Source organism: Chryseobacterium sp. 22458 (assembly GCF_052044975.1).
Lineage (GTDB): Bacteria > Bacteroidota > Bacteroidia > Flavobacteriales > Weeksellaceae > Chryseobacterium.
This window is the reverse complement of record NZ_JBQEOA010000002.1, coordinates 61,377-74,338: the sequence shown is the minus strand read 5'-3', so window position 1 is coordinate 74,338 and position 12,962 is coordinate 61,377. Positions and strand designations below refer to the sequence as shown.

The window sequence follows — 12,962 nt, the reverse complement described above, 5'->3', positions numbered from 1 at the left end:
AGTCTATGAAAAAAACTTTACCCTTTTTTCTCTTATTTTTTGCAACCATCAATCTGCTCTTTGCCCAGAGAGACACAGAGCATTGGTTTGCACCCATGGCAGCGAGATCTGGCAAAGTAGTCACTCCTATGCAGGCACTTTACTTTTCTACTGATTCCGTGACACCTTTCAGCGTGGATATCTACAGTAATAATACCGTGTTGGGTACTGTCACAATAAGTAAAGGATCTCCGCAGACTTTCAACGTTCCTTTAAACAGAATGGTAGCCAGTACCAACGGAGAACTGTTCACTCCGGGGAACAAAGGCTTATACACGAAAGGTTCCAAACCTTATTTTGTAACCTACAGGTTTTCGGTAAGCCAGCATGGTGAAATTTTAACATCCAAAGGAAAGGCAGGAATCGGTACAAAATTTTATGCCGTAACAGCACCTATTGAAGAGCTCAACGCTGAATATAATTTTACGACCGGGATTCTCGCAACGGAAGACAATACGCATGTAACGGTTTCCAATTATTCTTCAAATATTATTTTCACCAATGGATGGACGGGAGCTACCAATCCTACCCTTACGTTTACTTTGAATAAAGGTCAGTCTTATATTATTGAAGGTATAGGTAATCAGGTAGTCAACAAAGAAGCTTTTATCGGTGCTAAAATTGAATCTGACAAGCCCATTTCGGTAACCAACGGAAATTTCAACGGCCAATTTGCAATGGCAGCCGGTGGCTCTTATCAAGGTTCTGATATTATCATGGACCAGTCTGTACCGGTAGACCGTCTTGGAAACGAATTTGTAGTGGTAAAAGGAAACGGAGATATCAGCCGGAGAATGGAAGATGCCCTGATTGTAGCTACAGAAGGAGGCACTCAGGTATACATCAATAATGGAACAACCCCGGTTGCTACGTTGGCAGAAGGTGAAAGCTACAGAGTCAACAAGGTAAACAACACCAATTACATCAATCAGGGAAACAATCATTACAACATGTACATCAGAACCACAAAAAATGTATATGTATATCAGCTGATGGCCGGAGTAGCAGCCAGTAATGCCACATTGGGTTTTAACTATATTCCTCCATTGAACTGCTACCTTCCAAGAAAGATTGATGAAATCGGAAAGATCAAAGACCTTCCCTATTCTACTACCCTCAGCGGACATATTGTAAAACTTAATATTTTGACGGAAACAGGAGCTGCAGTTACTGTAAACGGCGCTGCTTTACCTGCAGTACAGGGACCATATCCGGTAACGGGTACTCCTAATTGGGTATCTTATTCCGTCCCGGATATTACGGGGAATGTTACCATAACCTCCACCAAAGCTGTAACCGCAGGGATCTCCGGAGGAAGTGGTGTGGTAGGATACGGCGGATATTTCTCAGGATTCTCTTCTATTCCTGTTATTGCCAAACAAAACGGGGAATGTATTCCGGGAATTGTTCTGGAAGTGGACGACAGTTTTGATACCTACCAATGGTACAGAGAAAACATTCCTATTCCCGGCGCCAACGCCAACAGCTTTACTCCCACACAATCAGGAAATTATTCTGTAAAAATCACTGTTGGATCATGTCCTCCGGTAATTACTCCTGTGTATAAAGTATATACCTGCCTTAAAAAAACGACACTGAACGATACGGTATGTAACGGAGTAAAACAAATTGTACCTACTTTCACCAGCTCTACTCAAACCGTAGTTCCGGGGACAGTAACGATCCTTACTCCTCCGGCTCATGGTAACGCAGTTCTTGATCCTACTACAGGAGTTATAAGCTACGCTCCTAATTCCGGCTATTTCGGGGCAGACACTATTGTCTATCAGTTCTGCGGAAATAACCCTGATTTTACAGATTGTGAACAAATAACACTTAATCTTACCGTTTCAGAAAACCCTAAAGTAAATGATGCTACTGTAAGAACCTGTTTCCTTGAATCTAATATTGCAACAGGTTTATTTAACCTTACCAATGTAAATGTTACAACAGCAACAGGGGTTACTAAAAAATACTACCCTTCTCTTACAGATGCCCACGCAGGAACTAATGAAATTTTAACTCCGGCTAATTATGTTGCCCCTAACGGAGTGGTTTATGTAAAAGTAATCAATGCAAACGGATGCTATAGCGTTGCAGTGATAACGCTTGTTGTACTCCCTCCGGTACAATCCGATGTTCTTAAAGATAAAATCATCTGTATGGAAGATACAACAACCCTTGATGCCGGACCTGGCTTTAAAAGCTATGAATGGAGCACGGGAGCAACCACTCAGATGATTAATAACGTAGGAGTCGGTATCTATTGGGTAAAGCTGAAGACCGGGGAATGTGTAACGATGCAGACGGTGAAAGTCTATGCTTCTGAGCAGCCTGTTATTTCGGATATTAACATTTCAAACAATACCATAACTGTCAATGTAATTGGAGGTACACCACCTTACCAATACTCAATTGATCATATAAACTGGCAGGATTCCAATGTATTCACGAATCTGGCGAGAGGAAACGTAAGTGTATATGTAAAGGATAATTATAACTGTGAACCGATAAAAGTAGATATTACCGTTCCTAATCTTATCAATGTCATTACGCCTAATGAAGATGGTAAGAACGATTTTATCGATTACTCGGCCCTGGCGGTGAAAAACAATCTGATCTGTAATATTTTTGACCGCTACGGAAGCAAAATCTTCCAGGCAGATAAAACCAACGGATACAAGTGGGACGGAACTTCAGGAGGTAAAAGAATTCCTACCGGAAACTACTGGTATGAAATAGGATGGAACGAACCTAATAATAAACAGACTGCTATAAAATACACCGGCTGGATTATGGTGAAAAACAGAGAATAGCATTTCTACAATACTTTTAAAAACCACGATTGTGAAATCGTGGTTTTTTTATCATATTTTCAAGCGCACAATGCTTTTTATTATTAAATTTGTGATAAAGACTAATACTGAATGAAGAAAATTCTATCTTTTTTATTTATATTTTATATTTTCACCTCTGCTTTCGCCCAATTAGACAGGGAGCATTGGTTTGCCCCGATGATTGACAGGAGTGGCGCAACCAATCCATATCAGAAACTTTATTTATCTACCAATAGAACCACACCCTTCCCGGTCAGTATTTTCAACAATAATGTTCTGATCGGAACGGTGAATATCAGTAAAAATAATCCTCAGAAATTTGATGTATTAAGAGATTATATCATTACAACGAAGCAGACAGATCTGTTTACTCCCACTACAAAGGGATTATACCTGAAGGCTGAATTTCCGTTTTATGCCAACCTGAGATTTTCAGTATTCAACCATGCGGAAATTATTACTTCAAAAGGGATTCCTTCTACGGGAAAAAGCTTTTTTGCGGCTTCAGTTCCTATTTCCGTGAGTAACAACATTCTGAATTTTATGACCAGTGTACTGGCTACAGAAGACAATACGACAGTTACTATTTCCGGATATAATCCTGCTGTACAGTTTTCAAACGGAACCACCGGTACTGCCAATCCAACAATGACTTTTACCCTCAACAAAGGACAATCTTATATCATTGACGGGATCGGGGATATTGCCGGAAACTTCAACGGTTTTATTGGTTCGAAAATTATTTCAGATAAACCCGTTAATGTGACCAACGGAAATTTTAACGGACAATATGCCGGAAACTATCCTACAAGCTCCGATATTTTAATGGATCAGGCAGTCCCTGTCAACAGGCTCGGGAGCGAATTTGCTCTGGTTAAAGGTAATGGGGGCATCGGTGCCAATATGGAAGGCGCTGTCGTCATTGCTACTGAAGATAACACCCAAATATTTGTCAACAATGAAGTATTGCCCGTAGCTACCCTCAATACCGGAAAGTATTTTGTAATCCCGGACACGAAATACAGCCTTCAGGGGAACGGACATTATAATCTGTACATCAGAACGACCAAAAATGCTTATGTCTATCAGATTTTAGCCGGCGATTCCGGGTCAGGAAACGAAGTGGCTACCGGAGGTTTCAATTTTATCCCTGCTTTGAACTGCTATCTTCCCAAACAGATCAATGAACTGGGATTCATCAATGAGAACTTTGTTCATTCCAACGGAAATCCCGGCGGAATTCTTAATATCCCTACAAAACTTAATCTGATTACAGAAAGAGGAGCCACTGTTACGGTAAATGGCGCAACACCTCTGCCTGCCACCGGCCCGTATGATATGACCGGAACCACCAACTGGGTTACTTACGGAATTCCCAACGTAACCGGAACCATCACTGTTGTTTCCAATAAAGCAATCACTGCGGGTATCACTGCCGGAAGTGATGCGGTAGGATACGGAGGTTTCTTTGCAGGATTTCCTACCCAGCCGGTTATCTTAAAATCAGGTGGAGACTGTGCTCCCGGAATAGTACTTACAGTAGACCCTATTATTTATGATACTTACCAATGGTACAGAAATGGCATCCTGATCAATGGTGCCACCTCTTCATCCTTCAGTCCTACCCAATCCGGATATTATACCTGTTCTGTGACAATGGGAAGCTGTGCTCCTTTAATTACGGAGCAATTTAAAGTACAAAGCTGTACAAAACTGAGTACAGCCGTTTATAATATATGTACTTCACAGACGATTACACCTGCTTTCAGCAATTCCGCCCAAACTCCGGTTCCCGGTACTGTTGCCATCACAACTCCTCCTGCCCTTGGAACTGCAGTAATCAATCCCGCTACAGGAGTCATTACCTATACCGCCAACACTCCGGGTACCGCAGCAACTGATACATTTACCTATACATTCTGCGGAAATGATCCTGACTTCCCGGATTGTGAAACGGTAACCGTAACCATTAATATCCTGGCTCTTACCGTAACCAATGTAACATTATATGCCTGTGATATCAACGGACAGGGAACATTTAATCTTACAACGGCCAATGTAACCAACAATACCCCTGTTACCATCACTTACTATCCTACATTAGCAGATGCACAAACCGAAAATCCTGCCGCACTGATCAATACGCCGAATACGTATACAGCTCCAAACGGCACAATTATCTATGCTGTTGTAAAAAACACTATCGGCTGTAAAAATATTGCCCAGATTACCCTTTCACTTTTCAACAAAGCTATTGTGCTGGATAATTACAATGGAGTTTTCTGTGATGACAATCTGGACGGAACCGTCACTGTCACCCTATCCAATATTACCGGTATTGTTCTTAATAACCCTGCCTATTTTACCAATGTAAGATACTATGCCAATCTTGCGGATGCCAACGCCGGAAATACAAATACACTTCCTAATAACTGGAGTTATACGGCAACAACAACCATCTATATCAGGGTAGATTCTCCTGACGGATGTGCTACTGTTATTAAACCTTTACAGTTCAGTATCGGAAACAGGCTTACATTAATTACCAAATCCGTTACGGAAAGTGTATGTGATGATGACCTGGATGGAATCAAAACAGTAAATCTGGCTCAGTTTATTCCTCAGTTTACTTTAGACCCGAATATCACGTTTACATTCCATGGAACTTTAGCTGATGCTCAAAACGATGTGAATCCAATTGCCGCAACAGTCAATATTACAGCTTCCCAGACTTATTATATCCGTTTTGAAAAAAATGGAGTTTGCCCGGAAGTGGGTACAATCAAGATTACCATTAAAGTTCCTAAAAAGTCTGACCTGCTGAAAGACCAGGCAATATGCCCGAAAACCACAACGACCCTGGATGCCGGCCCCGGATTTGACAGATATCTATGGAGTACGGGAGCAACAACACCTTCGATCACCAATGTTCCTGTAGGAAGTTATTGGGTAGAATTAACCTCTAACGGATGTGTTTACAAACAGTATGTGAATGTAACTGAATTGCCAAGTCCTGTAATCAGTTCCATTGAGATTGAAGGAACCACTGTAAAAGTTGGAGTAACAGGGGGTACACCTCCTTATGAATACTCTTTGGATGGTGTGGTATGGCAAAGCTCCAATGTATTTAATAATGTACCGAGAGGTGCCCATACTGTATTTGTAAGGGATTCTAAGTTTTGCGAGGTCGTGAAGAAGCCATTTGCGATCATCAACCTGATCAATACCATTACTCCAAATGGAGACGGGTATAATGAAGTGATCAACTATTCTGCCCTGATGGCTAACGATAATCTCGTATTCAGGATTTTTGACCGCTATGGAGCCGAAGTTTTCCGAGGAAGCCGTGAAAATCAATATACCTGGGACGGAAGAGTGGGCGGCAGATATGTACCTACTGCTACTTACTGGTATTTTATTACCTGGACAGAATACGGATCTACCCTTTCTATAAAACATTCAAGCTGGCTGCTTGTAAAGCACCGGTAAAATAAAAACGGAAGAAGGCCGGAAGAAATCCTATTTAATTTTCAGCCTTCTTTCTTCCATTTTTTATACGTAAGTACTGTGTTTTTTAGCTTCATTACCGGTTTATAACACTCATTAACAATTTAATGCTAAAGTTTAATATAACTTTAACCTCTATTCTTTATCCAAATAGTCACAAATTGCTGTATTTCTATGTAATTTTGCGCATTATATGAAGAAACTGTTTACTCTGCTGCTATTGGTTTTTCTTGCAAAAATTAATGCACAAACATACTCCGGGGAAGTATTCCTTAGAGACCATTCAATTTTATATCTCAACCAGGTATATGTTACCAATCTGAACACTCAGAAAACCGTTCTTACGGATTTCAACGGTAATTTTACGCTTCCTGCTAATCCGGGAGATGTTGTCCGTTTTACCTCTATTGTTACTGAGAGAAAAGATATCAAGCTTACCCCTGAGCTGATGCAGCAGAAAAACCTGGTAGAACTTAAGGTTGCTTATTATGAAATCCAGGAAATTGTACTCAGCAGATTCAAGCCTACCGGAAATCTTCGATATGATGTCAATTCTTTGAGAAAAGAAGATAAAGCCTATGCACTCAAAAAAGTCATCGGACTTCCTGAACCTAAAGGTGACGGAACTCCTCCGGAACTGCCTGTAGCCGGATTCAGAGATGGAGGTCTTACCTTTAGTCTGGAGAGCATCTATGATATGCTTTCAGGGGAGAGAAAGAAAAAACAACGTTATCAGGCTTATGAAAGAATGAACAGCTCTGTGGCTCAGATTAAAAATTATTTAGGTAAAGATTATTTCCTGAAATTTAAAATTCCTGAAAATTTAATTGACAACTTCCTTCAGTTTGTCTATACCTCTGAAAATATTCAGCCTTATGTATTGGCCGGAAACTTTGAAGCCATCAAGGTACCTATTGAAAAATATCTTCCGATTTACCAGCGAAGGCTTAAAAATTCTCATCTTCAGGAAGTCATCAAATAAATAAAAGTACGGAAAGAATATTTCCTTACAACTGATATAAAAAGAATCATGTCATAGCGCATGGTTCTTTATTATTGTAAATCCTGAAAGTTTTCAAGCCCCAATCTATTGATTTTATAATTTTCACAGTATATATTTCTGTAATATTCAAAAATATGTTTATTTTTATATCACAATCATGTGTTTAAAATAAAAAACACAGTATTCCGTTATCTTATTAAAACTAATTGACCAAACACAAATTAAGAGAAGTAGTTACTGACAACTAATATTAATTAATGAAAAAAATACTTTTACTTCTTGTCTCGGTTTTGTTTTTTAACCTGTCTGCCCAAAAAAGAGGGAAAGACTACAGCAACATTCTTAAAAGCAATAACATCTATGAGATCAATGCTTTTCTAAGGGATGCCCATCCTGATGATCCCCGAAGATCAGTTCTGAAACCACGGGTTATGGAAATGATGAAAGAATACATCAAAAATGCGCATCCGGCAGATCAGAAAGTAAAAGATATGCAGGAAATGCTTGCGTTACTGCGGAGAAGGCCTTCTACAAAAATTACTTTTGATGAAATGAATGCCATTATCAAGCAGAAACAGATCGCCAAATATAAAGCTGAATTGGCTGCAAAACAGCCGACCACTGTTTACACTCCGAGCAATGCTCAAAACACCTTCGTTGTCAATACTTCAGCCAATGCTGCCATACCCAATGCAGAAGCTGAGGAATTCAATATGCTGATGGCAGTATCACCTGTAGAACATCAGAACAGAACTGTAAAAATCCTTAACTCTCTTTTTGATAACGATCCCAATGCCAAAGAATGTATTGTGATGATCCAGAACAAATCGGATTGTAACATTATTGTAAGGATGGAAGGAGTAGGTACCACGAAATACAGACTGGCAGTACCCGCTCATGGCGAGGGTTCAATTGTTATACAAAAAGGCCAGTATCTTTTCACCAGCCTTGTCTGCGGAGCACAATATGCTTCTCAGAAAACCATACAAGGAGCCATTGTTGTAGCTCTCGGCAGTCAATAGCCTTAAAAGGAAACAAATCATATCTCTGTCTTTTGAAGTAAAAGGCAGAGATTTTGTGTAAAATTTACTATTTTTGCACTCATTTTATAACTCAATGGGCAAGAATAAATTAGCAAGATTTGCAGAAAACAAAATATTACCGAATGTAATCCAACCTACAAGAGAAGATGCCTTAAATGGTTTTGATCTTAAAGGAAAATGGAGAGAAAATTTCTTTAAAAATGACAACCCTGTCGTTCTGGAATTAGGTTGTGGAAAGGGAGAATATTCTGTAGGACTTGCCAAAACATTTCCTGAAAAAAACTTTATCGGGATTGATATTAAAGGAGCAAGATTCTGGTTCGGGGCAAAGGAAGCCGTAGAAAATAACATGAATAATGTTGCTTTTTTAAGAACACAGATTGAACTTGTTGATTATTTCTTCGCCGAAAATGAAGTGGATGAGATCTGGATTACCTTCCCGGACCCTCAAATCAAATACAAGAGAACCAAACATAGATTAACGCATCCTGACTTTTTGAACCGATATAAAAAGTTTCTGAAGCCAGGAGGAATTATCCATCTGAAAACCGATTCAGAATTCCTGCACGGTTATACTCTGGGATACCTTCAGGGGGCAGGATATGAAATTATATCAGCCCATCACGACATCTATGGAGCACCCGAATATGATCCGGACACGGAACATCTGAGAGATATCAAAACGTATTACGAAGAACTATTTTCAGCGAAAGGAAAAACAATTACCTATATCAAATTCCGGATAAGCTGATGAGATAAACTACATTGATGAAAAAAAAATTTTTAACCATTATATTCTTCGCATTTCTACTCCCAGGCTTTACATATGCCCAGAAAGGCAGTAAAGACATCTTAAAAAGCACAAATATCAGGGAAATTGAAGAATACTTAAAAAACGCACATCCTGACGACCCGAAGAGAAGTGTACTGAAACCAAAGCTTATCGCTCTGAAAAATGCGGAATGGACGAAAGGAGCCCGTACAGCCAAACCTATGGAAGCAAGGCCCATTATCTCAGATATTCCTAAAAGTATCATGAGAAACCCTGCTTCTGATGATGCAGAAGAGTTTAAACGGCTTATTGTAGAATCTTCTTCTGAACACAAGGAAAAAACAGTCAAGCTTCTGAACGCCATGTTCAATGAGGACATTACCCGCAAAGAGGCTATCCTTTTATTCAAAAATAATTCAGACTGTAACATTGTACTCAGGATAGAAGGGAAAGATTATTATAATCTTGCCGTACCTGCTCACGGAGAGAATTTCATCGTCATCAATAAAGGGTCATACACCCTTAGCAGTAATGTTTGTGATATGAAGTATATCTCACAGAAAGATATTAAAAAAAGTATCTTTGTGACAATTGATAATCCTAAACTGCCTGAAACAGAACCAAAGCCTGCACTGAAGGAAACTGCCAGAAAAAAAACTTTGAAGAAAAGAAAAGTAAAAAAATAAAATGGGTATGAAAAAGCTATTAGTCTTTGCCGGAGTTTCATTAGTCCTTGCCAGCTGTAATGTCAATTATGGAGGGTATCCGGTCAGAACCTCCTATCCTGCCGGAAATTCCGGGAGTGCAGCTAATACAGCAAGAGAGTATAATGAACTGATGAAGACCTATAAACCTGAAACAGCTGAGGTTCTTAATGATCTTTTGAATAATGATGACCCTTCTAACCCCAGAACATCTATTTCCGTAGAGAACAAATCTCCGTGCAATATGGTTCTTACCGTAAGCGGAAACGGATTCTTTAAAAAGATTCCTATAGGAGCAGGAAAGATAGGCTACACAATGGTTCCTAAAAATCAGAATTACAGATTATCCGGGATGCTTTGTAATTCATCTTACCAGTCTACAAAGTTTATAACCACTTCCTATTCTATAAAACTTTCACAATAATATAAAAGCTCCATCACTTTAGATGGAGCTTCTTTTTGCATTATCTTCTAACTCTTATTCTATCATTTAATTTTTTATAAACTTATAAGTGCCTTTTCCATCAATAGAAAAAACATAAGTACCTTTTGGCAGTACAGATACATTTACTTTATTATTTGATACATTCCCTTCCTGTATCAGTTGACCGGCCATGTTATTAATTTTATATTGCAGTTTATTTACTTCCAATTTTGAAGACGAAATTATATTCAGTTCATTGCTTACCGGGTTAGGATATATACTGAATATCGGTATACTTTTAGCTTCATTCACAGACAAAGTGCTATTAACACATTCTCCACCGGTTGTAACACCTACAGCGCACCATGCTGCCTTTACTGCTAAAACCTCCGGAGAGTTTGCCCCATATAATATACCTGCTTCCTGAATTGTAAAATCCCGTACATCCGCATATACAGACTGTGATTGCACATAACTTGCCTGTGTAGAATACACAAGATCTGCCGCTTTCTTTATACCTATTCCGGAAACATTATAAGAATAGCCATTATCATTAGTTCCTGATCCCCCTTCTGTCAATAAATAATACCAGTGATTTAGTACTCCGGAATTAGTATGTACACCACATTTATCATTCGTGTTATCAGGTGTTGCACACCCCGTAGTGGTGGCATCTTTCCAATATTGTCCCAAATAAGTATCAGGTTGATTAAATAATTTAGGATTAGCAAAAGATCTTATGCCATCCGGTTGAGACAGTACAAAATCTTCACCCATGATCCATCTTTGCTTTTCTGGTGCCATTTTAGCTTCCACTGATGCTCCCCAAATATCTGCAAATCCCTCATCTAAGGCCCCCGATTCTCTTTCATATACAAGATTTCCAAATGCCGTATCCACACCATGCCCAAATTCATGAGCGTCAACATCAAGCCCTGTTAAAATATCCCAGTTCAATGATGTGTTAGGCTGGCCACCATTACCAATGAACATATAACCACCGGAAAAACTAGGGTTTATAGTAGCTAAACTTACCCACGCAGCATTATAAGATGTACCGTTAATAGTTGGATGAATGAAAGATCTTACCTGTGAATTCTGATTATCAAATCCGTTTCTGTTATATTCGGTCTTAAAAAAATCATAGACTTTGGAAAATGCCCAATGTGTTTCCAGGGCGCCATCATCTTTAGTAGCTGCATACTCAGCACTTGTCCAGTTATTATCTGTGTCTATGTATTTTGTAGCTAATGATTCTGCAAAGTCAGGCCCAAAAAACGAGGTCATAAGAAGAAGGTTAACAGCTTCTCCTCCTGTATAATTCAACGTTTTAACAAATCTGGAGCTGTCATTCAATTCATAGCCATTTGTAACTTGTAATGTTTCTATTGGTCTCGAACCGCTATATCTTGTCTGGGCTGTACCTTGGACAAAAAAAGGTATAGGAATTTTGGATGAAGAAATTTCCTGCTTTTTATTCAATTCTGCCAGATTACTAATATAATCTGTTTGTTCTTTGTTTAGTACTGTGGTTTTTGCTTGATGTGTCTTAAGAATCCCTTCTTTTTTCAGAATATCTCCTGTAACTGCATCCATATAGACTTTTTCAACATCACCAGGCTTTATTGAGATAAGACTAAATACATAAGCAAACCGATCTGCTGTACCTGAAATATCTTTAGCCAGAACAACAAGAGTATTATAAGGGGTTTTATCTTTAAACTCATCAGGTAATTGGTAGCTGTTTCCCAACTGAGCCAATCCAATTTTGTAAATTTCATCAGGAGTTTTAATTGATGATTTTCCGGATGGAATGTCTATTGGGCTAAAATCCCCGTTCATAGAAGTGATAAATCCATTTTTTGAATGAATTGTATAAGATTTATAAGCCACTTCTACTTCGTTGAAGTATTGCTTGTAGAAATCATGCTGCCCTCCCCAAAGATCAGTTTCAGATTTAATTTTCTTCAGCGTGTTGATTGTACCATCCAGTTTTGTAATTTCTTTAAGTAACCTTTCAGTATTTTCTAAAGGAATTTTAGATTCAGGTTTAAAAGAAATAAACTTAATCATTCCTGAACTATTAACTCTCTTTGTATCAACATACTCGGATTTAAGATAATGCTGGGCAATACATAATGAACTTAGTGTCAATGCAACACTTAAAAATAATTGTTTTTTCATATTTTCATTTTTTAGTCATCAAAAATGAAAAACCCGTCACAAAAAAACAACCTTAACGGTACAAAAATCAAATAAATACCACAAATACCATTAAATAAATAAAAAATGATAAATAAAATAAATAAAAACACAAAAAACAGCTGAATAAAATTAGTCACCCACAATCATCAACACATAACAGTCTAATAATAAAACACATACAATCAATTATATTTCTCTATATTTAGAAATAAATTGCTTTTAATTTAGAAAAATAGTCAGATTAGAAAAAAAATAAAACTAAATTTAAAAAAAATAAAAAAAATTTCAATAAGAGCATTAAAAAACAAGTAAAGAAAGATTTAAATTAGGTACAGATCGTTTAACACTAAAATCTGGCAGTACAATCCGGGATTGTACTACAAGCAAAAAAAAAACGCTGAACCTAAGTTCAGCGTTTTTCCTATATT

8 protein-coding genes are annotated in these 12,962 nt (G+C 38.3%); 7 read left to right on the top strand and 1 reads right to left on the bottom strand.

Annotated elements, in window-relative coordinates; all coding sequences use genetic code 11:
• Window positions 1-5: 5 nt before the first annotated feature.
• The 7 genes from ACTJJF_RS07660 to ACTJJF_RS07630 all read left to right on the top strand — a co-directional run bounded on the left by ACTJJF_RS07660 (window position 6) and on the right by ACTJJF_RS07630 (window position 10,329).
• Window positions 6-2,855 (top strand): T9SS type B sorting domain-containing protein, encoded by a 2,850-nt coding sequence (locus ACTJJF_RS07660; RefSeq protein WP_440699264.1) that lies wholly within the window; start codon window positions 6-8, stop codon window positions 2,853-2,855.
• A 111-nt stretch (window positions 2,856-2,966) separates the two neighbouring features.
• Complete coding sequence (locus tag ACTJJF_RS07655; protein ID WP_440699263.1) at window positions 2,967-6,365, top strand: T9SS type B sorting domain-containing protein; 3,399 nt, start codon at window positions 2,967-2,969, stop codon at window positions 6,363-6,365.
• Window positions 6,366-6,576: 211 nt separating this feature from the next.
• Window positions 6,577-7,365: a hypothetical protein gene (locus tag ACTJJF_RS07650; protein ID WP_440699262.1), complete on the top strand. Its 789-nt coding sequence runs from the start codon at window positions 6,577-6,579 to the stop codon at window positions 7,363-7,365.
• A gap of 278 nt (window positions 7,366-7,643) precedes the next feature.
• Entirely contained in the window at window positions 7,644-8,408 is a 765-nt protein-coding gene (locus tag ACTJJF_RS07645) for a DUF6759 domain-containing protein (protein ID WP_312303204.1), read from the top strand.
• Between the two features lie 94 nt (window positions 8,409-8,502).
• Window positions 8,503-9,180, top strand: coding sequence for a tRNA (guanosine(46)-N7)-methyltransferase TrmB (trmB, locus tag ACTJJF_RS07640; RefSeq protein WP_312303202.1), 678 nt, complete (start codon window positions 8,503-8,505; stop codon window positions 9,178-9,180).
• Between the two features lie 17 nt (window positions 9,181-9,197).
• Window positions 9,198-9,887 (top strand): DUF6759 domain-containing protein, encoded by a 690-nt coding sequence (locus ACTJJF_RS07635; RefSeq protein WP_312303198.1) that lies wholly within the window; start codon window positions 9,198-9,200, stop codon window positions 9,885-9,887.
• A gap of 7 nt (window positions 9,888-9,894) precedes the next feature.
• Window positions 9,895-10,329: a DUF6759 domain-containing protein gene (locus tag ACTJJF_RS07630; RefSeq protein ID WP_276159530.1), complete on the top strand. Its 435-nt coding sequence runs from the start codon at window positions 9,895-9,897 to the stop codon at window positions 10,327-10,329.
• Between the two features lie 66 nt (window positions 10,330-10,395).
• On the opposite strand, the gene ACTJJF_RS07625 is transcribed toward ACTJJF_RS07630, so the two are convergent.
• The gene (locus tag ACTJJF_RS07625; protein ID WP_440699261.1) at window positions 10,396-12,513 is read right to left on the bottom strand and encodes a M4 family metallopeptidase; all 2,118 of its coding nucleotides are present in this window, start codon (window positions 12,511-12,513) and stop codon (window positions 10,396-10,398) included.
• Window positions 12,514-12,962: the final 449 nt, after the last annotated feature.

Coding starts and splice junctions, on each gene's coding strand:
- ACTJJF_RS07630 (WP_276159530.1), top strand. CDS start 9,895: ATGAAAAAGCTATTAGTCTTTGCCGGAGTTTCATTAGTCCTTGCCAGC.
- trmB (WP_312303202.1), top strand. CDS start 8,503: ATGGGCAAGAATAAATTAGCAAGATTTGCAGAAAACAAAATATTACCG.
- ACTJJF_RS07645 (WP_312303204.1), top strand. CDS start 7,644: ATGAAAAAAATACTTTTACTTCTTGTCTCGGTTTTGTTTTTTAACCTG.
- ACTJJF_RS07635 (WP_312303198.1), top strand. CDS start 9,198: ATGAAAAAAAAATTTTTAACCATTATATTCTTCGCATTTCTACTCCCA.
- ACTJJF_RS07625 (WP_440699261.1), bottom strand. CDS start 12,513: ATGAAAAAACAATTATTTTTAAGTGTTGCATTGACACTAAGTTCATTA.
- ACTJJF_RS07650 (WP_440699262.1), top strand. CDS start 6,577: ATGAAGAAACTGTTTACTCTGCTGCTATTGGTTTTTCTTGCAAAAATT.
- ACTJJF_RS07660 (WP_440699264.1), top strand. CDS start 6: ATGAAAAAAACTTTACCCTTTTTTCTCTTATTTTTTGCAACCATCAAT.
- ACTJJF_RS07655 (WP_440699263.1), top strand. CDS start 2,967: ATGAAGAAAATTCTATCTTTTTTATTTATATTTTATATTTTCACCTCT.